A 22,264-nucleotide genomic window follows, 5' to 3' on the forward strand; every position below is an offset into this window, starting at 1 on the left:
CACTTTGAGTCAGTCGGCCAGATCGGGTGGCCACACCACGCGGAATCGTTCAAGCACAATCTCGTCCCTCTCGGAGAAAATGGCGCCCCGGGCAGCGCAGGTTCGTTCCCAGAAACGCCGATGTTCGCGCCGCCAACTCTCCAGAGAGCGGTCACCCTCGCCCTCGTCAAACGCGAATGCGGCGTCGACCGTGTCGAATGTTTCGATCCGCAACTCCGTACTGCGAACAATGATGCGCGGTCTCCCAGCCCCGTCGCACACAACCCAGTGAGAGCCGACACGGGGGAGCGGATCGCCGTCCGCTAGGAAGGCCTCCGTGAGTTCAGACGTTGCCCGCTTGGAACCGTGCAGCACTTGACCGAGCAGTGCGTCCGCCAGCTCGGCAGAGTCACCGAATGCCTCAATGGTGTAGTCAGGACATGCGCGCACGGAGTCGGGGAAAGCGGTCGCGTACGCCTCCCACATGGCTATGGATTCTGCTCTGGCAAGTGGGGCGTTGGGAGATCGTTCCATAACCATGGAGCCATCCTCCCATTCCGATCGATCCTGCTTCTGCCCTCAGCGGTTCGGACCCGTCCCAGCAGACCGCGGCCCTGCCGCCCGATTGTTGGGGTGCTCTCGGCCCACGTTTACATTGGACGCGGCGGTAGCCTCTTCCTACATCGAGCTATTGCGTGCCGACCGTCTGGGTCACCAGGAAGCCTGGTGTAAGAATGTTCACGTGAACGACAGTGACAGCCCGCGTCGACCCGATGTAACAACCGTACAAATCGTCGGGGGAGCTGAGCCTCTCTCCGTCACAATTCATCCCTACGACGACGGTTGGGTTGGCATTTTCCTGGAGCACCGACGAACGATCCGCAATGTCCTCGGAGATTTCGCCATCCAGATCGAGCACATCGGGTCCACCTCGGTTCCCGGGCTAGCAGCGAAGCCGATCGTGGACATCGTGGTCGCGGTGCCCGACATCACCGCTGAGGAGGACTACCTCGATCCGCTCCTTGCTGCCGGATTTGAGCTGCGGGTCCGCGAGCCGGGCCATCGCCTTGTCCGCACGCCGACCCGCGACGTCCATGTGCACCTCTACGAGCAGGGCGCTCCTGCTGTCGACGAGTATCTGCTGTTCCGTGATCATCTGCGGTCCGATGCCGACGACCGCAGTCTGTACGAGAACACCAAGCGAGCGTTGCTCAACCAGCGGTGGGACGACATGAACGACTATGCAGACGCAAAGACCGACGTCGTCCTCGCGATCAAAGAGCGCGCACGGGCGGCCCGCGAAATATAACCCCGCACGCGGGCGTGAAAGCTCCTCCCGCAGCAGCTTGTTGCGTTCCGAACCTCGGCAGGCTTGACCGATCGCGCCCGGAATCGCGTTCAGATGAACCCACCATGAACGGACTCTGGCGGCGGAATTGAGAGTTTCGGCCCCCATAGATCGGCGTCACAATGGACGGACCCGGATCCGGGAAACGACGAGGGGTCGGCTCAGAGGAGTCTCGATGCCCGAAGTCCCCGAACCGCCCGCAAAAAAGACGCAATCCAGCCGTTGGAGCATGAAAAAGGCGTCCGTGGCCGTTGGGGTGGCTGCTGGGTTGGTGACCATACTCGCCGGTGTTACCGCGATCGTCGGAGCCTTCAGCAGTTCCCGGGTGGCCAACGCCCCAACCTGCAACGACCCGGGCTCGCTCAAAGAAGTCGCCGTCGAGGGACTCGTCGCCAGTAGCGAACTCGCGGAGCCACCGATCGTGCATAGCGCGAGTCGGCTGATCGATGGAAATCTCAACCGCGCTTGGGTTGAAGGAGCCGAAGGCTATGGGGTCGGCGAACAACTGGACTTCACGTTCGACGAACCCGTGGATTTGAAACTCATCTGTGTTGTGAACGGGTACGCGGGGACGCTTGCACAGTATGAAAAGAACGCCAGGGTCGGTCAGTTTGAGATCACGACTCAAACCGGAACGAGTACCGACTCTCTCGGTGTGAAGGCCCCGAGTGAGTACGCGAACGCGCAGGAACTTGAGTTCCAACAGGGGATGACCGCAACCGTACGGCTTGTACTCACGTCCGCTCGACCGGGCACGGGCGCAAACGCCACCGAAGACACTTCCATCAGCGAGGTGACGTTCTGGGCGAGTACCTCGGATTGATCTGATCGGTGTCAGTCGGCCAGTTTCGGTGGCCGCATTGCCGAAAGGATCCGGGAACACCGTGGCCCTATTCAACAAACGGTGTCCGTGGCCCGCCTCGCTCTGCCAGTAGAGGCGGTGGTCATGCGACCGACTCCTCGACGAAAGGTGGTCCTCGCCCTCGCCAAACGCGAAAGCAGCGTCGGCCGACTGAAAGGCCCCCGCGGCTGGACGTTGGGCCTGCCTGTGGCGGGTCGGGGCCGTTCTCGACGCTCACGAGTAGATGGAAATTGTCCATCGACCGGCCGAACCACTCGCCAAACATCCTTAGAGTTCCTCCGCGAACGCGTGCAATCTGCGAGGAGAGGTCAGCGCTAAGGTCACCCGCGCCGTTCAGGGGATGAGGCTGTACCGCTCAGGGCCCGGCTTCGGTGTTCGGGCGGAACCGCTCGCCAGCATCACGCCCCGCAAAAGAAAGCCCCTCCACTCCCGCGTATTCGCTGGGAAGAAGAGGGGTCAAACGGTTGTGCCGGTGGTGGGACTCGAACCCACACGACGCCCCTCTCCGAACCAACGTTTCCGCGCAATTCCGGGCCTGTAACAACACAGCATGCCACGAAATGACTTGGAATAAAGGGATGATCCCTTCATTTCGAACCGCAAAAATCCCCGCATGATCCATCGACACCGAAACGTGCGAGGTCGTCAAGCTACCGGCGCGCGCGTCGCTCCAGGTTTCTCAGTGCACCCGCGGAGAGACCGGTGCGCTGTTGGCTGGCCCCCGAAACGATCGGTTGGCTCTTCGCAACTATGAACTCCTGAATGGCGTCCTCTGGAAATGCCCAGGTACGGGAAATCTTCATGCCCCTGATTTCTCCGTTCCTCGCCAGCGTGCAGAGGTGTCGTGGCGTGGTTCGCAGGATGGCTGCTGCCTCTTCTGCGGTGTAGATCTGCTGGATTGACATTGGCTTCCCTTCAAGCTGCCGGTCCTAGCTCTATGCGGGTCGAGTCCATCCAGGTGTTCGACCGCGAAATGCCGGCGTAGCGGTTACGCATCTGTGGTCTCACGGGTGCAGCGGACGTCACGCCAGGGGGAGCCAGCCAGCGGGATCATGTCGTGGGCGTTGCGTTGCGCCGGGCGACGATGGACGGAGCAGCCCGGGCATCACACCAGCGGCGCTATGGTGATCTTCCCTGGTCCTGACGCCAGTGTGTCCTGACCTCCCCTGAGATATGCGCACGGCTAAGGATGCGCCGCCCATAAAGGATGCGGAGGGCACCCTCTGCGGGTCGGTCGCTTCCTTGTGCAAGGAGAGGCGGCCGGCCATTTCCTGTTGAGAGCAGAGACGTCACGGCGCCGTCTAAGCCGGCAGTGCCGCAAGGCGGGCTACCAGACGGAGGGCCGGGCAAGCCCCGCAGCGGGCCTCACAGCAAGCTACCAAGCGCATCACAGGGTCGGCGCCGCGCATGAACCAGACATGGAACACAAACCGCGCCGTCAGATGGTTCTTCCCACGCTCGCGGTCGCCCTCTCAGTGCTGCTTTTCGCCCCTGTGGCTGTGCAGGTCTTCGCTGGTCCGACGGGCCAAACACGGACAGACGTGACTGCCGCTGCTCAAAGAATCTTCGCCATTTACGATGTTGAGGGCGTGGAAAACATCGTCATCACGGAGGTGGAAGGCCTGACCGTTCTCGGCGAGACACCGGAGGGCACTGTCGCCGCTCTGGGGCCCGCTACGACCGAGATTCTGATGGCGCCGAAGAGCCGGTTTCGGACCGCTGGTGAGTGGGCGACCGTCCTCCTCCACGAGCTTGCACATATTCGCCAGAAACAGATAGTGGATGCCCGAGCGCCTCACGGTGGTTGGGCCAGGCTATTTGCTTGGGCCGAGCTAAATGCCGTGTTGACAACCGATGCGCCGCCAATCCATGAGCGGCATGGGCGCCTGGTGCTCGGTGCGCTCGAGGCCAGTGCTTCATGTTCTGTGGACCTGGCGAACCGCGGAGACAAACCGTACATCGAATCCGGCTGCACTTGGCCACAGCGTGCGGCAGCGGCCTTGATTGACGACGCGCTTTGGCCAACCGGAGAGCGAGTTCAGGAGCGGGCAGCAGAGCTCGAGGCTGCGGACACCGTGGCACGGGAAGCCTCGCAGCGGTTGCGTGACAGAGCGGAATGTGTTCTCGTTGGTCGCGGCATGGCGAAGATCTGCTGAGGGCCGCCCCAGTGTGCACCTTCCTACGGCGACACCGCCCGACCCTCCTGCACCTCATGCCGGTCCGCCGCAACTCCTACACCGGCTGTTGACCGTGCTGGTGGGCGTTCCGGCAACGGCAGAGGCGGGTCGTGAGCAGCCGCGAGGAACGAGCGGGGCCTCATGTGGAGCCGCTACATAGACACGCTCTCGCTTGTGCGACATCGACGCTGGAGTTGATCGTGGTGGTCCGCACGACGGTCGCTTCGTCTGCGCGCCTGAGAGAGGCGTCCGCGTAGCTCGGTCCGACAACCACAATAAGACCGCGACAGGCGAACGGGACGACTATTGGTACAACTTAAGCGTGACCGTTTACCAGCCCCCGCTGCCGGGGATGGATGCACCTCCGGCAAGCACGCGTGGAGTGCTCTGGCACTATACGTCTGTCAATTCGCTGGAGGCGATCGTGGGCTCGAGTATCTGGCGCGCCTCGTCCGTTCGCGACATGAACGACTTGGATGAGTTGCGGCTTGGCCAGCGCCGCCTGAGGAGAGCCGTGCGAGAGATGCGCGCGGCGCGTGGGGAGTTCGTCGGGGATCTTGAGGATGTCGTCGAGGCAGCTGTTGAGAACGTCTTCGAGACAGGCGGGTTCGGTATCTCCTTCAGCAGGGACGGTGACGACAACTCGCAGTGGGAGCGTTATGCCGGAACTGACGGAGTAGCAATTGGCGTCAACCGATGGCACTTCCCAATGCTGTTCGATCGAACGGGGCAGTTCTCGTCGGCGGTCGACACCAACCTGATGGACTACCCGCTGCATTGGATGACGATGCGATATACCAAACGCAACCAACTTCAGATTGCGCGAGAACGGTTGGCGGCTGCTGCGGACTTGATGGAGCGGGCCGATTCTGATTCAGTATCCTTTTCGATGTGGCAGAGGGCGAATGTGTCGGCCGGGTTCGCCCTCTCGGAGCTGATTATCTCGTGCAAGAACCGCGGGTTCCGATCCGAGCGCGAGATCCGCTATGTGGTTGGCGCTCCCTGGGATCGGACTCTTATCAAGGACGGACCTGGCGGACGAAGGTTCGTGGAGGTCACCGGAGGCGCCGAACGGGCGGGGCACCCGAGCGGAAGCCCCCAACATTCCACGAGATTTACGTCACCGCTCCCGATCGCATTCGTGCGCACCGGCCCTGCATGCACGACGCGGACCCGTCAGTATGTTTGTGCGCTTCTTTATCGGGACTACCCGCAGACAGCGGTGTTGCCTTCGAAGAGCACCCTGCGCGTCACAACACGATGAAGGGCCCCGCGTGCGCACGATAGAGCCGCCCTTCACCTGAGCTGTAGGGCGGCTCTTCGTTCAGCGCTTTAGGCCGCTCGGCGGTCGAGGCCGTTCAGCGACCAACTGCTCGGCGTCGGCGAACCCGGCCTAAACAGGCGGGAGGGGGAGCGGTTGGAGGACTGTCGAGCCGCGCGGCGTGGAGCGCCCTCGAGCGATTGAGATGGCCAGTCAAGAGCGCATTCATGCTGCGGCGCTCAGGGGCAGGCCACGAGCCTCCTGGTTGACACTCGGCTGGCCCATGCCGAGGCGCACGCTCTAGCCGGGGCCGATCGGAGATCCACATCTCTGGCTCCGAGCAGCACCGTCGTTCTGATGACGCGGGACATCAACCGGTTTGACGAGTGGATCCACAAGCGGTTGTTGTCAGGGAGTGTCAGCGCCCGAGTCCTTGCATTGGTCCCGCGGGCTCGGTGCTCGAGCAGAAGATAACTGTAGCCCCGTCCGATCGGTTGGAGCTGTAACGCGCAGCGACAGTTACGGGAGGCGGCGGTGTGTATGCGCTCTTCGGGTGTGGACTGAACGACCGACGGAAGGGCGCGACGAAGTCGCCTTCACCGGGGGAGCGTCGAGTGAGCTGAACGCGGTTCGGCCGCCCCGGACTGGGGAACGGAACTGTTCGGCGGCATCGATAGGCTGACCATAATCGGCCCGAAAGAGCGCCTCAAGTTCACCTCCGACTCTTGGAAGGAGCCCGTTGCGACGGGTGGCTGATCGCTACAAGATGGAGGAAAACTTTGCGCAGTATGCCACCGTGGGCGATTGAGATGCGCACGACTCCGCGCTAAGAATTGCTGGTCAACCTACTGGTCGAAGAGCCTGATGAAGGTACAGCAGGGTTGTTTCGAATCCACTTGCTTGAAGCTTACGAACGCGTGAAGCATCAAAATCCCGTCAGCATAGAAGATCCGCTCCTTCGCCTGATGGTTCGACTTTCGGACCAACGCGCATATTCCTTGGGCACGGACAACGGGACATGGCTCGCGCTGTTCGCCATCCTTCGCGAGGAGTCTCCGGAAACCTTCGCGAGCTGGGTGAACTACCACCACGAAGACTTCTGGTTGGATCAAGACATTGGACAGGTCGCCGCTTGGGCCTACGAGAACGCCGACGGCGTTATCGTTGAGCGCTTCCCCGGCTTAAATGAGGCTTTATTGAGAGCGGCTACTGAGGCAAGGCGACAGGCCACAGAGCGAAACACATCCCAAACAAGCGGTAATGAGGCCAAGGGTGGTTGTTACATTGCCACCGCAGTGTACGGCTCATACGACGCAGATCCGGTGCTCACGCTTCGCCGTTTCCGCGATGAACGGCTGTCCCTCTCAGCGGCAGGGCGCGGTTTCATCCACTGGTACTACGTCATAAGCCCGGTGCTCGTTCGGCGGTTCGGGCACGTGGACGCGCTGCATCGGTCCGCGAAGTTTCTGCTCGACAGAATCGTGCGGCGGCTCGAGAGCTAGACGCCTCGATCTCGAGAGAAGGGATCCCCGTGTGCTCCAGGAGCACGCCGCCTCGTTGCGCAACTGAAGGTCGGGCTGGCCAGATGTGTAACAGCCGGAGCAAAAATGCCCTGCACGACGACGACGCTATCCGGGCTCAAACTGGCTATTGCCCTCATGAGCCGGCTATCGATAGACCGCATATCGGTGCCGACGAGGGATCAGGCACACCTCGATTCGGCGAACGAGGAAAGCGACAGAGCTGGCTGCTTGGTTCGAACCTCAACGCCCCGAACTCGGGTCAGGAAGATTCCGTCGAGTAGCGCGAAGCGATCGAGCCGCGCATATAGGGTTTGGGCATGGATGTGAATGATCTTCGTTATAAGCCGCTCTCCGCCGAACTAGGCAGAGTTCAAACGGACACTGGGCTGCCCGAATCGGCGTCCTTTCTCTACTGGTTTTTGATCAATGTCTATCGGCTGGAGGAGACGGACGCTCGCGACGCGATTTGCGATAAGCCGAACGATAAAGGTATTGACGGAATCTATGTCGACCACAACGAACAAGAAGTGCATTTCCTTCAGGCCAAGATTCGTCAGAAGAACAACGGCACCGTAGGCGACGTTGGACCAAAGAATTTGATGTCGTCGATGCATCAGTTCGGGACCCCCGAAAAGGTGGCGACAATATTGGCTGGGAATGCGAGCCCGGAACTGAAACGACTCGTCCAGCGAATTCAACTCTCCGATCTTCTCTCTTCCGATTACTCGATCCGGGCCATATACGTATCCAATGAGCTCAGTGACACGGACTCGAACGCGTATGAAGCGCTGACACCGGAGTTGCGCATATTTGATCGAAAAGAGATTGCCGCCAGCGTTGTGGACCCAGCCGCCTCGACCGGCAAAGATGAGTTCACTTTCAACACCTCGTATGTCGAGCCGATGGAGGTTGAAGCTGGCACCCCTACATCACGATCGACGATGTACGTGTTCCCGGCTTCAGCCCTACAGCTCGTCCATATGGAGGGGATAAGCGATGGCTCCTTATTTGAGGACAACGTCAGGTTCACTCTGGGCAATACCTCCGTCAACAAATCCATCAAGGCTTCGGTGGTGGACAAGTCCACACATGCTAACTTCCTGCTCTTCCACAACGGGATTACGGTCTTGTGCAAAGAAGTCGATGCCAGCACCGAAGGCCAACTGAAGGTAAAGACTTATACCGTGGTGAACGGTGCTCAGAGTCTCACAAACTTCTATAACAACAAGGCGAAGCTGACGGACGATCTTCGCGTTCTAGTGAAAGTAATTGCCCTAGGTGACGACGCACTCGCTCGCACCATCACCGAAAACAGCAACAATCAGAACGCAATCAAGCCGAGAGACATGAGGTCGAACCACGTCCTTATGACCAGGCTCCAAACGGAAATGTCGTCGTCGAGGCCAGACTATTTCTTCGAGATCAAAAGGGGCGAAAAAACGCCCACTGGGAAGACAACCATTACCAATGAGCTGGCCGGACGAATACTGCTTTCATTTGACTTGAACGAACCCTGGTCCGCCCACCAAATCTACAAAGTGTTCGATGAAAAGTACGCGGCTATCTTCGGCCGTCCCGAGGTCAACGCTGCTCGCATTGTTTTCCTGTACCGACTCAACTTGGTCGTCCAAGACAGCATGGCGCGAGTGAAGAATCGGCCAATGGCGTCTTACACCCTCACACGATTCTTTATTCTGAGCGTATTAGCGGAAATCCTCAGGGGGGGTTCGGCGTCGGGTCAAGTGATCAAAAATCCCTCGATCTTTGACGAGCGGACTATCGAGTCGTTGTTACTGACCTCTGCCGAGATTCTGAAGACCCTCATCGTCGACCTCAACGTCGCAGCTGCTGGCGAATTCGATTACAAATCAGTTTTGAAGAGCCCTTCGCAGTCGAACGCCATTGCTGCAACCCTCCGAAAAGATTACGAAAAGGATGTGCTTCGCGAGAAGGCCGAGCCGATCGAGACCTGGGTGATTCCTGACTCCAAGAAAGCATCGTAGTGGAAACGCAAGTTTGATCCTTGCGCCTGTGTGGGTCGTCCGCGTCAGATCATTTCCGCTCGTAGGCGACCGCGTTCCGAACGCCCGCCTGGCCGCTGACGTCGAGCGGGCTGGTCAGGACAGCGTCACGTAGAGCCGTCGCGAAGACCCGGACCGCCGTGAGTTGAGCCGGGTCGGCCAGATTGGTTATCCGCGGCGCGCCGCCGAAGTGGGCTACGAGGTCCCGGCCCCATTGGCCACCATTGACGTAGTTCGTTTTGGCCACGGCGGCCAGCTCGGCTTTGGCTGCGGCCTTGGCGATGTTGGCCTCATGCAGTTTGGCCTTGGCCTGCCCAGCGTTCGCGGCGGCCAAGTCCAGCTGATCGGCCAACGGTTGACTAGTCGCCAGATTCGGTAGGGCCAGGATGCCCTGGCCGGCCAAAGCCTTGAAGGTCTTCTGGCCAGAGCCAGCCACAATGCCAAAGCACCAGCCTTCGGCCAGGCTTCGCGACGGAGCCGTCATGTCGGCCAGTAGGCGGAAGAAGACGCGCCTGCTGAGGCCAGCTTCGGCACCGAACGACCAAGCCGGGTGCGTGGCCGTCATGATGAGTTCGGCTGCCTCGTGCGAATCGAAAGCGCCGGTGGCTAGCGCTGTGATGAGATCCTCATTCGCCGCGGCGGTGGCTCGGGCAGCGTCTGACCGGAGCGGAGCGACCCGGTACCGGGGCGTGCCATTCGCAGTGCCAACCCTCGTCAGCCACCCTGCCTTGACTGCATCAGCCGCAGCCTTCGACGCGGTCGTCGATTTTCCCATCTGCATCGCGAGCCAACCGCCCGTCATCAACACTGCGTTCTGAGACTTCTCGTCCAAGAGAGTCCCGGTGATGGTGGCTCCTGCAATCAACAGAGCATCCCTTGCGTTCACCTCCGCCTGCGGTTTCAATCGCGGCCGATCCGGGTTCTGTTCAGTGAGGAGGTGACCTACGAACTTGCGCGCGTGGGCGATCCGCTCTGCCACGCGGGCCGCGTCCTCAGGAGCGAAAGAGCGAAGGGCGCGCGCCTGTAGCGCTTTACGAACAGCGAGACGCCATTGCCGTTGGCTCTTCGTGACGGCGCGGTAGCGCTCGTCCGTGTCGATACGAGACAGCGAAAACCTGACGTCGGTCGGTGTGACGTGCGGGTACTCGAGCAGGCGACAAAGGACGGTGAGAACGCAAGAGAAAGCGTCGGAGTCGGAACGCCCGGCCATAGCTTTACGGGCGGCAGCATCGAGGACGGCAATGGAGGGTTTCGGGGTGTAGGAGGAGAAGGTGACCATGGCCGGGAGTTCCTTTCGAAGATTTGAAGCAAACGAGTTGAAAAGCCAGGTCCAACAAGCCCGAAGTAGCGGCGGCGCGAAGCAGAGCCGTCTCTTCGGTGCGCGGTAGTACAACGGCTTCGAAAACAATGTGTGCGGCAAGGCGTCAGAAACACAGACAACGACCAAGCAATATGGGTGGAGCCTGCATCCCCCTCGCAGGCTCGGGGCGCCACTCATTGACAGCGCATCGAGACGTCATGCAACGCACAGGAAGAGCGCGGTGTGGAGGGCAGGTTGTGACAGCGAGAAAGCATCACGAGAAGCGGTCGAATCGACACCGTTGTGATCGGCAGCACGGAGAAGCGAACCGCCGGGGAGTGCAGACCACGGGCTGAGTACAGAATGCGGGGGAGCGAGGGAGCGCTAGCGAGCGGTGGGGGATCGCGATGCGAGGGGAAGCAGGCGAAGAGGGGCAAGCCCCTTGGTGGCCGAGCGATGACTACATGCTTCTAAGAGAGAGCTACCTCTCTCCCTCTCAGATGATCACTTCTTTCCTCCGGTCAGTCGAGATCCTCTGTTCAGTCAGAGCTAGTTCTGTCTTGAAACAAAAGCTCTCTCATTCAGATGCTTTCCTCTCCTTCTGCTTTTTGTAGTTTCCTCCCTCTCTTGCGCGCTCTTCGCTTCCCCCTGTCTTTCCTTCCGGCTCGGCTCCGCGGTCGGTCTTCCCGGCTCGGGCAACCATTGCGGTGTCGCTCCCGCCATCGGTGTCGCTGCTGCGGGCGTTATTCGCTCGGGTCCCGCAGACCGGTCCCGCTGTCAGGCGTTGCTGCTTTTGCTCCGGTCCGACTGGTGTCTCATCACCTGATGCACTCTGTGCTTGCTCTTCGCAAAATTTGCACCCGGCCCTTGAGAACCGAACCTGTCGCAGACCGGAGTTCGCCTCGAACGACTCTGTCGTCAACCGGAACATCGGATGGGGCCGAGCTGTATTTCCTTTCACAAGCATGGCGCTGCTCACCGGTATTCTGAGCCGGTGACTATCACCTTGTCTATCCCGGACCTCACCACTGTGCTCGCCTGGATCGGTGCCCTCACTGGCGTCGCCGCTCTGGTGTGGCAGGTCGCGACCTGGCGGAAGTCCACGCATAACGTCAAGGTCCGAGCTGAGAATCGATGGATCGCATACGCCGATGGCAGCCTGAGTGAAGACCTGGTCTGCGTAATAGCCCACAACACCGGTTCGGGTGCTGTCACTATCGAAAATTGGGGGATCGCTGTCCGAAAACATGGCAATCTCGCTGCGATTAGGCCACATCCGCAGTCCGCGATCTTGCCGCATCGTCTGGAGCCGGGCGCCAGCGCAGCGTTCCACATCGAGGCCAATTCGCTTAGGCAAAAGAGCTCTGAGCGGGGCGTACCTTTCGGACAGATGAAGCCGTGGGTTCGCTTAGGGACCGGACAGCGCATACTGGCAGGTCGGGGCGTGCCGTTGAAGAGATAGGCAAGCGTCCGAGTCGTCGTACTGTTCAAACCATCGGGACACCTTCCGGGCTTCGGCCGGCGGCGCGGGATGGCAGCGATGAGGCGCTAAGGGTTATGCCCCGTTGGACTCAGCTCGACGAAGCAGGCGTACCGGGTGCTCAGGTAGGTCGAGCAGCCCCGCAATCTCGGGAGCCAGCGCGAGGTGTGACCACTCGACCCAGGTCGGCGTTTTTTGACCTATCAGCGGGCAGTTGCGCTCGTCAAAGAGCTCCAGCGCGACCTCAATCATGTCCAGTGCGGCTGTGTAGAACATTGCAAGTACTCCGACACTTGTAGTCAAACGGTGTTCAGATGTGCCATTGACCGGCAGCGTCAGTCGTTTCCGCTCCAGCAAGTTCAGAAACATCGCTGAGTTGCCGTGGGCCATTCCGCTGGAGAGCATCCACAGGGCCACGGGCGTTTCAAAGGCGTTTGGAACCAGTGGGCTGATTTCTCGCAGACGAGAGGTGAGGAAATCCGGCTTGAGCGACTTTCCAAAATTCCCCGGTCGCGCGTCTCGCAACTCGATCATCCGAGCGTTCATGCGGTCAAAGCCGGGGTCGTCTCGGCCAAGCTCCAGCATCACCTTGTTAACGCTCCTCCGCGAATCATGCGTGATTTGGAGCGACCGGAGTACCCGCGTGTCTCGCTGCCTCGGGCTCATAAGCCATAGAGCGTTGCCGCACGATTCGTAAGCGGATCGAATGAGCGTCCACCACGCGAAGGTCATGATCTTCCAGTTCGAATCTTCGATCGCCACTCGAAGACCCATCAAATGGTCTGTCGCCACCGCAATGGCTGAGTTCACCTGTGAGGAGAGAGGGGCGTATGGGGTTGCCCGGTCATCGCCAGCCAACGACGTCGTTGGGGCCACTCGAGCCTGGTCGGCTCTTCCTGTGAGCGTGTCCAGGCGCTGAAAGCTCAGTTGCAGAAGCGCGACGCCCTGCTGCTCGGTAACTTCGGGGGACTGGACGTCGTCTGCATCGTCATGACCATCATCGCGTTCGGGCTGCACAGCATTCACCATATCGACCCGAACTATGCCGACCATCGGCTGGGGCTTCGGCCTGTGCATGATCGAGGCTGGCCGTCTGTCACGGCCAATCCGTTCTCGTCGCCCCGAGGGCAGAATCAACAACAGAAACGGGTTCCTCTTAGAGCGCGAACCACTCACGATGGTTAGCCCTTCGTCAAAGGCCGGCCTTCAGCAAATTACATGCAGCCCGATGTCCCACAGAACTGGGTCCAGCGGCTTCTCGCAGCGCCCACAGGTACGCACCGCGGCTTTTTGGGGGACGGGTACTGGCGCTGGTCTCGCACGGCCAAGCATCGGACTCGGTCGACGTGGTCGGTCCCACCTGGGGCGGTGCGTCTCTATCTCGTCATCTTCCAGAGGCAATGGGTCGATCCAATCCACTTTCCTTTGTGCGTGCACCTGGCGCCGCCGTTCTGCATCCTCGCGGCTGATGATGAGGAACTTGGACTCATCGCTTCCCACCCACCAGGGGGCGTTTGACGTTCTCGTCAGCAGGCCAGCTTTCTCTAGCCCTGTTAGCCATGCGGCGGCGATCGAGTATCGGATCTCGTGGTTAGCGGCGACGGAGCCGGAAAGCGCGCGTGCACACTCATCAATGCTGACCGTGCGGCCATCCCGGTCGCCCTGAACAAAGCGCTCGTAGAGAAAGCACTGCCATGCAGCTGGAACGACCGGTAGCTTTCCCCCGATCGGTGCCTCGAGGTAGCCAGGCAAAGCACCACCGAAGCGTTTGAGAATCCGTTGGCGCAAAAGCGATTGCGCCCATTCTGCTTCCGCCATTTGAAGTGTTTGTGCGCGTGCCACCTCGCGCTGCCGAAGTTGCTTTGCCTGTCGGGCCTGACGTTCCATCTCGCGCCTGGCGAGCTCATCTCGATTGGCATGGTGCTGGCGAACCGGTTCGTTCCAGAAACCGGTTTCAAACAGGGCAAACGACTCAAGGTCGTAGACCGCCAACTCGCCATGGTGGCTTGTGGCGGGAACCGGATACTCGCGGCCGTCAGCGGTAACCAGATTCACAGCCGCCGCAATCTTTTGGGCGAACGGGTTGAACCAGTACACGGGTTGGCCGCTAGCTGCCACCATCTCGTGGGTGGGGTTCAAGAGGACGGAGCGATCCTCGCGCGCGTAACGCCGGAACTGCGCCCCGGTGCTCCCGAACAGCCAAATGTCCACAATCTCTTGACGCCGATACGACTCGTGCCGCCTTTTCCACTCGGCAGGGGTGAGGGCTGAGAACTGGATCTCAAATGCCATCTTGCGACCGTTCGGGTTTTCAATCATGACGTCGGCTATCCGCTCACGATCAGTCGTCGACTGTTCCTCAGTCACTTTGCAATGTGGGTAGCGGCGCCGCAGCCATTCAGCGATTCTGCCCTTCGACTCAAGGTGCGCATAGGACTCGGCGCTATGTCCACCGCTGCCGCCACCGATGTGGGTGAATCCATCGCGCTTGTGCGGGTGGCGAGCAACCGTCCGAAGTTCCGGGGAGGGGCACCCGGGGATGGGGCAGCGCAGCTCAGTCTTCGTGCGCTCACGCCATTGCTTCGCCTCCCCGTCAGGGAGTAAGAGTAGGTCTCCGCCGTCGATGTGCCGGGCGAAGATCATTCGGCGCTCACCCTCCGCGAACGCAGCGATCAGGTTCGGGGCATGGCGCACGTTTTCAAGGTACTGAGAACGGTTGTCCACGGGCAGCCCACGAAATAGGGGCGCTCAGGTCGGAGGACGCTTCGCGAGTCACACTCTCCATGAGGCCGGCGACTATCCAAATTTCGTATTTGCCAGGTGAAGCATCGACGTCGATCCTAGAAGTCGCGCACAGCCACGTCAGCCGCGAAGTTCATTGCCAGCTCGGAGAGCAGCAACGAGGTGATGATCGCCACGACAATCACCGTCGGCCAAAGCCACTTCGGCGCGGCACCCTTCCCAGGCTTCGTTCGACCGGCTGGTATTGGGACCTCGGAAGTATTCGGCGCGATCACTGGAGGCAGAGGAGCGGGCAGCGTCCGCGGTGCGGTGTTCTCGGTCCACGCGGTTGCGTTCCAATACCGCCACACGCGGGCGTCGGACGGATCTGGGTACCATCCCGCTGGAATCTGCGAGGGAGGAGGCAATGAAGACACAATCCAAAGTTAGCGGCGCGCCACATCGAGCATCCGCCGCCTCGGTGCCCCAATTCGGGCTGAGCACCCGGTCGCCTCCATCTGCCGGCGTTGCTCAGCGCGAGCCAATCGCTGACGGGAACAGCCCCGGTGCGGTTGGCGCGGTTGCACGAGCGCATTCCAGCGCTTGAGGGTTCGCTCCCGCTGCATTCACGGAGAGGCCATTACGATCGACCCATGCCTTCGGAACCCCACCCCATGAACACTGCCGAACGTCGTCGGCGCGCTCAGTTTGAATCTCGACGTGACGCTCCCGCGGTGAAAAGGCCGCGCGCTGGGGCGAAGTCGTGGACGCGCGCCCCTGGAGCTCGCGTGTTGATGGCGGGGCTCCTCGCGTTCATAATCTCGAACGTCATCGTGCTTGCGCCGAGTTCGAACCCCTCCATCGAGGTATACGGGCGACTCGCAGGTATTGCCTTTTCCCTGGCCGCGACAGTCCTCGCGGCGGTCGCGGCGGTGCTATCTGGTGTGGAATTGGCGAGCAGACGGAGGCCGGTTCACGGGAACGTGCCGCTCGTCATCTTGATCGCCTCCATAGTTTTGTTCGCCATAACGGTCCCGGTGGCCTTTGGCGTCAACGTGCTTTTGAGCGTGATCTAAAAGGGTGTCGACCGTGCCGCGGGCATGGCAATAGAACCGCGGACGGGGCCGTTACGACCCCGGAAAATTACCATTTGGCGTCGAGCCGACTAACTCGGAAGCGGCGCCAGCATTGCCTGCATGTTTTTTAGTTCGCTCACGACGGCCAAATCGTGATCGACGAACCCATCGGTCCGACACCTCGACGAGCGTTTTTGATTGATCGCAGAACTTTCTCGAGTAGCTCTTGACCGAACCGTCTTCAGCTTCCGAGGCGTGCGTCCAACCGGCAAAGAAACGGAGGGGGAAGGCTTCGCCTACGCCTGGCGCTCATTCCTCGCACCAGCGTTACTGAGTGCCGGCGAGGTGTGGCCCGCTCGTCGCTCGGGTATTAACCCATCAATGAGGGTGAGGACGTCTTCGGCCACCCAAGTGGTGCCGGCACGCGGCACATGCTTGGGTGTAATGACGCCGGCTTCCGCAAGCTGGTTGAGGTGCCGGTAGGCGTTTGTCGGCGCGATGCCCATGTGCGCAGCCAGCAGCTCTGCGGTGACGACGGGCTGCCTGGCCAAGAGGTCGAGGACATGCCACACTCCGGAGCTGCCGCGAGCGTGAACTCGGCTGCGCAAGCCAGCCTGAGCGTCGGTCAGTTCGCGTCGAAGCGTTCGAGCGATGTGGACGCCGCGGAGGATTGATTCCGCAAAGAATCGAACAATCTGCTCGACGTCCCCACTCCGGTAGGCCTCGAGCGCTGAAACATAACCCCGAGGGTCAGCCAAAATCCCGGCGGCGAGGGGCGTAACGGTGGTTCGGGTGAGGCCACGGGTGCGGAATAAAGGGTGCACGAGCGCCCGGCCAACCCTGCCATTGCCGTCTCCGTGAGGGTGCACAGTCTCATACTGCGCGTGGGCGATGGCGGTCAGGGTGAGCGCAGGTATTCCCACTCGATTGGTGAACCCCGCGAGATCCTTGGTCGCCCCGGCGATCCGTTCGGATGCAGGCGGCACGAAGTCGGCGGTGGCAGGGGAGGATCCGGGCCGCCCGATCCAGACCGGTCTGCTTCGGTACTCGCCGGGATTCTCATCGGCGATGCCATTCACCAGTTCAGCATGAACTGATTGCATGCCGCCGCCGCCGATCGTCGGCAGGTTCGAGGCCATTAGTGTGGCTCGCCGGTTCGCGGCAACGGCGCGTGCGTCCGACTCGCCAACCCCGGTGAGTTCCACGGCCAGCACCGCACCGGCGGTCGCAACTACACCCTCGATTCGGGAAGAGGAGATTGCCTCGACCAGCGGTGTCAATGACTGGACGGCGGCGTTTCCAGCGAGTTCAGCATCCAACCTCACAAGTTCGAAAGAGGCCCCCTCAGCCAACGCCGCGATATCTGGGGAGAGCTCAGGAGTGAGGTCCCCGATTAGGGCGGGGATGGCTGCCTCATATAAAACCGCGGGCAGCCCCGGGCGTCGCCATTCGAGGATCTCGTACTTCACGGCGCGCCAACTCATCTAGGTGCTCCGTTCGTACTGGGAAGTGATAATCCGGTACTAGCAGATTATCAGCACGCTGTTCAGCTAATAAGAAGCACAAAACCTAGCCCAGAAAGCCCCCACCGCCCGCCGGCGGGGCTTTCAGGCCCTCGTCGTCCAGCCGGACCGCGTACTGCGCAGGGGGCTCAGAGAGGCGTACAGCGTGCGTGGCGGCACCGCCGGCGTGAGCGGGTTCTGAACGGCGAGCAGGGCAGCCGCACACATTACGGGTATGACCACGCGTCTTGCGGGGTCGCCAGTCACGAACGCCCGCTTGAGGAGAATCGGATTCACCATGACCGCCACACATGATACGAGCCGCTATCACCGCAAGGTGCTGCCGAAGGCACTGCCCAACCCTGATGACCGCGCGGCCTGGAGCCTCGACGCGAGGTTCCATCGGATCTGCGATTTCCCCAGCCACCGCGCAAGCGTTCGTGAGGAGCAGGGCGAGCCATTCGAGGAATTCATCGTCGCGGTTCGAACCCTCCTAGAAGGCCCATTAGGACAAGCAGGGGCCGAAGAGGCGATCGATCGCAAACGCACGGTCATGCGGGAAGCGCACATGCGCCAAACGGACCCAGCCTTCATGGTGCAAGAGCTACTCGACGCCTACTTCAACCCGGCATGACCCATGCCGACATGCCATCGGCGCACCTGGCAATTGGTGCCGCGCATACAACAACTGAGAGAACCGGAGCACAACCCCATGAGCACAACAGCAGCCCCCGCCTTCGGCCAGTACCGAGGCGCCCCTATGAGTAAGCCGGCAACCGAACCGGCACCCGCAGCAGCGCATGCGGTGACGGTCGCACCCCGCCGCTCATCACAGGTCGAGGCCGATACGCGGCCGATCGTCATGACGGCCGTCGCGTTCACTGGGTTGCTCGCCGTTGCTTCCTTTGCGGCGGGAGTTCCCGGGCTATACGCCATGGGCCAGCTGGCATTGCTCCCCGGCGTCATGCCGGCCCTCGTGCCGGTGCTCCTTGATGGCGGCTTGGTGGTGTTCAGCCTCTCGGCGTTGGTACTTCGCGGGCGCAATCAGGGCAATAAGTTTCCTTGGACGGCGGTAGCTGTACTTACCGCCGCGTCGATGGCTCTACAGGCGGCTCACGTCGTGCTGGATGCGGCCACTATCACCGCCGAAACGTATGTAGGTGCCGGTCTCGCAGCCTCATTCCCCGCAATCGTGTTCGCTGCAACCCACGCCTTGCAGACCCTCGCCATCGCCGATGCGCCGAAACGGAAGATCCGCCCGGGGCGGAGGAAGAAGGGTGTCCCGGTGGGTTCGACCGGCAAGGGAGGCAGCAAGGCAGCCAAGCCGACCATCGCTCCAGTACATCGTGCGACGGCGGCCCCCTCATCAAATGTTGCGAAGCCGGTACAGCAGGTGACGGACGCCAGCACCTCTATCGCGACGGTGCCACTGACGCTGGAACTCTTCGATCGGGTGAAGGATCGTGTCCTCTCTGGTGACATCTCGGTGCGAGGGGCCGCGAAGGAAATCAACGTCTCGAAGAACACGCTCACCAACCGCATCAACTCAGAGAAGGCCCGCCGCGCCGCACTAGTAGAAGGAGCTACATCATGACCGAATCCACCTCGTGCACCATTGCCTCAGGAGTCGCCGGAACGCAACCTATACCGTTTGGGTTGCTCTCATAAGAAGTTGCGCGATTTCCGCTATGGCTCAATCGGCTTCCACACCACACATCGTGCCCTCGATTTCCACGAGGCGTGCCGCCAATACCCGGGGCGAATGCCGGCTATCGTTCGCTCCAGTCCTACGAGACACGGCCGGTCCTCCATCATTAGTTTGAACGTCCTCTTCCGAACTGCCTGGGGACGATAATGAGCCATATGGCGCCGTGACGAAGTCGCTCATTTCAGCAATGATCCTTGAACCCGCTGCCGCCGACGCGTTGATCCGCTCCGGTGCCATGTGCGAGTAGCGGTCAACGGTCGTCGTGATCGATTCGTGGCCAAGTAACCGTTGCAGAACATCCATAGCGACACCTTCGGCGAGCATCCAGGAAGCGAACGTGTGCCGCAGGTCATGTATTCGGATCTCCTTCCCGATGGCGATGTCAGCGTCGATGGGGGACTTATCCCAGTCGTATCCCTCTCTTGGCTTATAGACACCGCCGGCAGCCTTACCGCGATAGTTGAATGCCGGACGTCCATTTGCTAGATTCCGGGCTGGAACCCAGACCCACTGCCAGAAGTACTGCTGACGGATCGCTTCCCCATTCTTCTTGGTAAACAAGAGGTCGCGGCGTGATCCCGACTCGAGCAGGGTCATGAGCGCTTTCAGAATCTCAGGCGGAAGTCGCACATGACGCTTGCCTCGTTTCGTCTTTGGTGGCCCGATCCTCAGACCGCCCGTCGCCATACGGTCCTTCACCCAGGCTTTATTAACGGAGATGAGCCCCGTCTCGCGGTTGACGTCCCCTTTAGTCAGACACGTCACTTCGCCCCATCGAAGCCCCGTGAAGGCCATGGTCCTAACTAGTGCTTTGTAGTGATCCGGGATGAACGCGACAATCCGGCTGAACTCGTCGAGCGTGAGCCATTCCATCTCTCGGGAGACGGTCCGGGGGATAACCGTCTCTTTGCACGGGTTTATGCGGATCTCACCGCCGTCGTATGCCTGCTTGAACACCATTGAAACGAAACCGTGTCGATTCTTCATTGTCTTCTCGGCGAGACCTGCCTCACTCAGCCCGAGAACCCATTGTTGAACATCATCTTGGGTGACGTCGCCGAGCAGCATGAAGCCGAAGGCGTCTGGGATGCTTGAACGCATCCAGTATGAGTAGTCGTCGATGCTCTTCTGTCCGATGACACCGCGCCTGATGTCGATGGCGCCCCAGGCATACTCAGCGAACGTCGTTCCGGCGGCGGTCTCTGAAAGCAACATCTGCATGGCTTTCTCCGACCCGACACGTCGTGTGCGACTCGCGAACTCTTCTGCGGCCATTTGGCCGTCGAACGAGATTGAACGCTGCTTCTTTCCCGGGTCGGTATAACGGACGACAAATTTGGTCGCTCCTGAAGCGGCGGTTCTGGTTTGGACGCTCGCAAATGCGAGCTCCTTCGGGTTCTTTTTTGCTGCTGGCACAGTGCCTCCGGGTCGATGGATCGTTACCCGGTGTCTGTGCGGTGTCGTCGACCTCAGGTGCACGAACCGAACCCAATGAAGGGACGAAAGGAGGGATGACCGTGCACACCAAAATAGAACGACCCCTCTACTTCCGCGTATTCGTTGGGAAGTAGAGGGGTCTAGGTGCCGTGCCGGTGGTGGGACTCGAACCCACACGCCCTTTCGAGCAAAGCATTTTGAGTGCTCCGCGTCTGCCATTCCGCCACACCGGCGCACAACAACGTCCACAAGATTACCGTAGGATTAAGTCGTGACCGAGCAAGAAGCATCAACCCCAGCCCCGCGACGTGTCGTCGTAGCAGAAGACGAATCACTGATTCGCCTCGACATCGTCGAAATCCTTCGAGACAACGGCTTTGAAGTTGTCGGTGAAGCGGGTGATGGAGAGACCGCAGTCGCGCTCGCGACGGAGCTCCGCCCTGACCTCGTCATCATGGATGTCAAGATGCCCCAGCTCGACGGAATCTCCGCAGCTGAGCGCCTGCACAAGGCGCAGATCGCTCCCGTCGTCCTCCTGACCGCGTTCAGCCAGAAGGAGCTCGTCGAGCGCGCAAGCGAAGCGGGCGCCCTCGCCTACGTCGTCAAGCCGTTCACTCCGAACGACCTGCTCCCCGCCATCGAGATCGCACTCAGCCGTTACCAGCAGATCATCACCCTCGAGGCCGAAGTCGCCGACATGGTCGAGCGTTTCGAGACCCGCAAGCTCGTCGACCGGGCCAAGGGACTCCTCAACGAGAAGATGGGCCTGACCGAGCCCGAAGCCTTCCGCTGGATCCAGAAGGCATCCATGGACCGCCGCCTCACCATGCACGACGTCGCCCAGGCGATCGTCGAGCAGCTCACAGCGAAGAAGTAGTTCGCAAAATTTTTCACACGAGGCGGGCCGGTTTATCCGGCCCGCCTCGTGCTTTTTGTGGGCTGTGCAGGTATCAGTGCGTCTGCACCGGGCGGATAGCGACAGTCAGGACCGATGAATCGCGCTCCGCCGAAGCACCCTTCGCTCATCGGTCCGTACCGTAAAGAAGCGTCTCCTCGACAAAGAGGGACACACGGGACCGATGAACCACGCTCCGCCGAAGCACCCTTCGCTCATCGGTCCGAAAAGAAGCGTCTCCTCGACAAAGCGACACACACGGGACCGATGAACCACGCTCCGCCGAAGCACCCTTCGCTCATCGGTCCGTAAAGAAGCGTCTCCTCGACGAAGCGGCACACACGGGACCGATGAACCACGCTCCGCCGAACAACGCTTCGCTCATCGGTCCGAAAAGGAGCCTTTCCCCATTGAAACCCAACAAGGGGAACGATCCATCAGCGCTGGGAGCCGGCACCTGTTCTGCGGCCGAACTCAAGACAGCGGATGCCGTCAGCTGGTCGGCGCGTCCTTGATCAGGTTCGTGATCCGAATGGTCGAACACCGACGGCCCTGCTCGTCTGTGACGGCGATCTCGTGGACGGTCATCGAACGGCCGAGATGAATCGGTGTGCACACTCCGGTGACGACGCCCGATGTGGCCGAACGTGTGTGCGTCGCGTTGATGTCGATACCGACCGCGAGCTTCCCCGGTCCAGCCCACAGGTTTGCAGACATCGAGCCGAGTGACTCGCCGAGCACCACATAGGCGCCGCCATGGAGCAGCATCGCCGGTTGAGTATTACCTTCGACCGGCATTGTCGCCACTGCCCGGTCGAGAGAAAACTCGGTGAACTCGATGCCCATCTTCGCCGCGAGAGCTCCACCCCCACGCTGTAGGACGTATTCGAGTGCGTTCTCGGTGGTTTCAGTCATCGTCGCCTTTGCTTCTACACGAAACCTCGCGCCGCGATCGGCTGTCACCGGTCGCTTGT

General features: G+C 60.8%; 19 protein-coding genes and 1 tRNA gene. 10 read left to right on the forward strand and 10 right to left on the reverse strand.

Annotation, left to right across the window (positions count from 1 at the left end; translation table 11 throughout):
- Positions 1 to 9: 9 nt before the first annotated feature.
- Complete coding sequence (locus tag D9V28_RS04880; protein WP_121658528.1) at positions 10 to 519, reverse strand: ASCH domain-containing protein; 510 nt, start codon at positions 517 to 519, stop codon at positions 10 to 12.
- Between the two features lie 202 nt (positions 520 to 721).
- On the opposite strand from D9V28_RS04880, the gene D9V28_RS04885 reads away from it, so the two are divergent.
- A complete protein-coding gene (locus tag D9V28_RS04885) occupies positions 722 to 1,288 on the forward strand; it encodes a GrpB family protein (RefSeq protein ID WP_229727724.1) in 567 nt (188 codons plus the stop codon).
- A 214-nt stretch (positions 1,289 to 1,502) separates the two neighbouring features.
- Positions 1,503 to 2,150: an NADase-type glycan-binding domain-containing protein gene (locus D9V28_RS04890; protein ID WP_147440910.1), complete on the forward strand. Its 648-nt coding sequence runs from the start codon at positions 1,503 to 1,505 to the stop codon at positions 2,148 to 2,150.
- Between the two features lie 689 nt (positions 2,151 to 2,839).
- On the opposite strand, the gene D9V28_RS04895 is transcribed toward D9V28_RS04890, so the two are convergent.
- A complete protein-coding gene (locus D9V28_RS04895) occupies positions 2,840 to 3,094 on the reverse strand; it encodes a helix-turn-helix domain-containing protein (RefSeq protein ID WP_121658531.1) in 255 nt (84 codons plus the stop codon).
- A 513-nt stretch (positions 3,095 to 3,607) separates the two neighbouring features.
- Here D9V28_RS04895 and D9V28_RS04900 point away from each other — a divergent pair.
- The 4 genes from D9V28_RS04900 (at position 3,608) to D9V28_RS04915 (ending at position 9,153) form a co-directional block, all read left to right on the forward strand.
- A complete protein-coding gene (locus D9V28_RS04900) occupies positions 3,608 to 4,345 on the forward strand; it encodes a hypothetical protein (protein WP_121658532.1) in 738 nt (245 codons plus the stop codon).
- A 343-nt stretch (positions 4,346 to 4,688) separates the two neighbouring features.
- Positions 4,689 to 5,630, forward strand: coding sequence for a DUF2971 domain-containing protein (locus D9V28_RS04905; RefSeq protein ID WP_147440911.1), 942 nt, complete (start codon positions 4,689 to 4,691; stop codon positions 5,628 to 5,630).
- A 995-nt stretch (positions 5,631 to 6,625) separates the two neighbouring features.
- The gene (locus D9V28_RS04910) at positions 6,626 to 7,129 is read left to right on the forward strand and encodes a CFI-box-CTERM domain-containing protein (protein WP_147440912.1); all 504 of its coding nucleotides are present in this window, start codon (positions 6,626 to 6,628) and stop codon (positions 7,127 to 7,129) included.
- Positions 7,130 to 7,467: 338 nt separating this feature from the next.
- Complete coding sequence (locus tag D9V28_RS04915; RefSeq protein WP_121658535.1) at positions 7,468 to 9,153, forward strand: AIPR family protein; 1,686 nt, start codon at positions 7,468 to 7,470, stop codon at positions 9,151 to 9,153.
- Positions 9,154 to 9,202: 49 nt separating this feature from the next.
- Here D9V28_RS04915 and D9V28_RS04920 read toward each other — a convergent pair whose 3' ends face one another.
- The 4 genes from D9V28_RS04920 to D9V28_RS04945 all read right to left on the reverse strand — a co-directional run bounded on the left by D9V28_RS04920 (position 9,203) and on the right by D9V28_RS04945 (position 15,109).
- Positions 9,203 to 10,450, reverse strand: a complete 1,248-nt coding sequence (locus D9V28_RS04920; protein ID WP_121658536.1) for a hypothetical protein — start codon at positions 10,448 to 10,450, stop codon at positions 9,203 to 9,205.
- Between the two features lie 1,576 nt (positions 10,451 to 12,026).
- Complete coding sequence (locus D9V28_RS04935) at positions 12,027 to 13,028, reverse strand: hypothetical protein (protein WP_147440913.1); 1,002 nt, start codon at positions 13,026 to 13,028, stop codon at positions 12,027 to 12,029.
- Positions 13,029 to 13,157: 129 nt separating this feature from the next.
- The gene (locus tag D9V28_RS04940; RefSeq protein WP_183086424.1) at positions 13,158 to 14,594 is read right to left on the reverse strand and encodes a competence protein CoiA family protein; all 1,437 of its coding nucleotides are present in this window, start codon (positions 14,592 to 14,594) and stop codon (positions 13,158 to 13,160) included.
- A 197-nt stretch (positions 14,595 to 14,791) separates the two neighbouring features.
- Positions 14,792 to 15,109: a DUF2510 domain-containing protein gene (locus D9V28_RS04945; RefSeq protein WP_220700447.1), complete on the reverse strand. Its 318-nt coding sequence runs from the start codon at positions 15,107 to 15,109 to the stop codon at positions 14,792 to 14,794.
- Between the two features lie 357 nt (positions 15,110 to 15,466).
- Here D9V28_RS04945 and D9V28_RS04950 point away from each other — a divergent pair, with 357 nt between their 5' ends.
- Positions 15,467 to 15,748, forward strand: a complete 282-nt coding sequence (locus tag D9V28_RS04950; RefSeq protein ID WP_147440914.1) for a hypothetical protein — start codon at positions 15,467 to 15,469, stop codon at positions 15,746 to 15,748.
- Positions 15,749 to 16,044: 296 nt separating this feature from the next.
- Here D9V28_RS04950 and D9V28_RS04955 read toward each other — a convergent pair whose 3' ends face one another.
- Positions 16,045 to 17,232, reverse strand: a complete 1,188-nt coding sequence (locus D9V28_RS04955) for a Fic family protein (RefSeq protein ID WP_121658542.1) — start codon at positions 17,230 to 17,232, stop codon at positions 16,045 to 16,047.
- A gap of 316 nt (positions 17,233 to 17,548) precedes the next feature.
- Here D9V28_RS04955 and D9V28_RS04960 point away from each other — a divergent pair, with 316 nt between their 5' ends.
- Both D9V28_RS04960 and D9V28_RS04965 read left to right on the forward strand, forming a co-directional pair.
- Positions 17,549 to 17,884: a hypothetical protein gene (locus tag D9V28_RS04960; RefSeq protein ID WP_147440915.1), complete on the forward strand. Its 336-nt coding sequence runs from the start codon at positions 17,549 to 17,551 to the stop codon at positions 17,882 to 17,884.
- 126 nt (positions 17,885 to 18,010) lie between these two features.
- Entirely contained in the window at positions 18,011 to 18,844 is an 834-nt protein-coding gene (locus D9V28_RS04965) for a hypothetical protein (RefSeq protein ID WP_121658544.1), read from the forward strand.
- 99 nt (positions 18,845 to 18,943) lie between these two features.
- Here the strand turns inward: D9V28_RS04965 and D9V28_RS04970 are convergent, their stop codons facing one another.
- Both D9V28_RS04970 and D9V28_RS04975 read right to left on the reverse strand, forming a co-directional pair.
- Complete coding sequence (locus tag D9V28_RS04970) at positions 18,944 to 20,374, reverse strand: tyrosine-type recombinase/integrase (protein ID WP_121658545.1); 1,431 nt, start codon at positions 20,372 to 20,374, stop codon at positions 18,944 to 18,946.
- Positions 20,375 to 20,545: 171 nt separating this feature from the next.
- Positions 20,546 to 20,628: transfer RNA gene (locus tag D9V28_RS04975), tRNA-Leu, on the reverse strand.
- 38 nt (positions 20,629 to 20,666) lie between these two features.
- Between D9V28_RS04975 and D9V28_RS04980 the strand changes: the two genes are divergently transcribed.
- The gene (locus D9V28_RS04980; RefSeq protein WP_121658546.1) at positions 20,667 to 21,272 is read left to right on the forward strand and encodes an ANTAR domain-containing response regulator; all 606 of its coding nucleotides are present in this window, start codon (positions 20,667 to 20,669) and stop codon (positions 21,270 to 21,272) included.
- Positions 21,273 to 21,782: 510 nt separating this feature from the next.
- Here D9V28_RS04980 and D9V28_RS04985 read toward each other — a convergent pair.
- Positions 21,783 to 22,205, reverse strand: a complete 423-nt coding sequence (locus D9V28_RS04985; RefSeq protein ID WP_121658547.1) for a hotdog fold thioesterase — start codon at positions 22,203 to 22,205, stop codon at positions 21,783 to 21,785.
- Positions 22,206 to 22,264 lie beyond the last annotated feature (59 nt).

The organism is Mycetocola zhadangensis (assembly GCF_003668565.1).
Lineage (GTDB): Bacteria > Actinomycetota > Actinomycetes > Actinomycetales > Microbacteriaceae > Mycetocola_A > Mycetocola_A zhadangensis.

Excerpts from the sequence above, each read along its gene's own strand:
- D9V28_RS04955 (WP_121658542.1), bottom strand. The coding sequence starts at position 17,232 with ATGAGTTGGCGCGCCGTGAAGTACGAGATCCTCGAATGGCGACGCCCG.
- D9V28_RS04890 (WP_147440910.1), top strand. The coding sequence starts at position 1,503 with ATGCCCGAAGTCCCCGAACCGCCCGCAAAAAAGACGCAATCCAGCCGT.
- D9V28_RS04960 (WP_147440915.1), top strand. The coding sequence starts at position 17,549 with ATGACCGCCACACATGATACGAGCCGCTATCACCGCAAGGTGCTGCCG.
- D9V28_RS04985 (WP_121658547.1), bottom strand. The coding sequence starts at position 22,205 with ATGACTGAAACCACCGAGAACGCACTCGAATACGTCCTACAGCGTGGG.
- D9V28_RS04950 (WP_147440914.1), top strand. The coding sequence starts at position 15,467 with ATGGCGGGGCTCCTCGCGTTCATAATCTCGAACGTCATCGTGCTTGCG.
- D9V28_RS04915 (WP_121658535.1), top strand. The coding sequence starts at position 7,468 with ATGGATGTGAATGATCTTCGTTATAAGCCGCTCTCCGCCGAACTAGGC.
- D9V28_RS04880 (WP_121658528.1), bottom strand. The coding sequence starts at position 519 with ATGGTTATGGAACGATCTCCCAACGCCCCACTTGCCAGAGCAGAATCC.
- D9V28_RS04900 (WP_121658532.1), top strand. The coding sequence starts at position 3,608 with ATGGAACACAAACCGCGCCGTCAGATGGTTCTTCCCACGCTCGCGGTC.
- D9V28_RS04935 (WP_147440913.1), bottom strand. The coding sequence starts at position 13,028 with ATGCACAGGCCGAAGCCCCAGCCGATGGTCGGCATAGTTCGGGTCGAT.
- D9V28_RS04940 (WP_183086424.1), bottom strand. The coding sequence starts at position 14,594 with ATGATCTTCGCCCGGCACATCGACGGCGGAGACCTACTCTTACTCCCT.
- D9V28_RS04895 (WP_121658531.1), bottom strand. The coding sequence starts at position 3,094 with ATGTCAATCCAGCAGATCTACACCGCAGAAGAGGCAGCAGCCATCCTG.
- D9V28_RS04920 (WP_121658536.1), bottom strand. The coding sequence starts at position 10,450 with ATGGTCACCTTCTCCTCCTACACCCCGAAACCCTCCATTGCCGTCCTC.
- D9V28_RS04965 (WP_121658544.1), top strand. The coding sequence starts at position 18,011 with ATGAGTAAGCCGGCAACCGAACCGGCACCCGCAGCAGCGCATGCGGTG.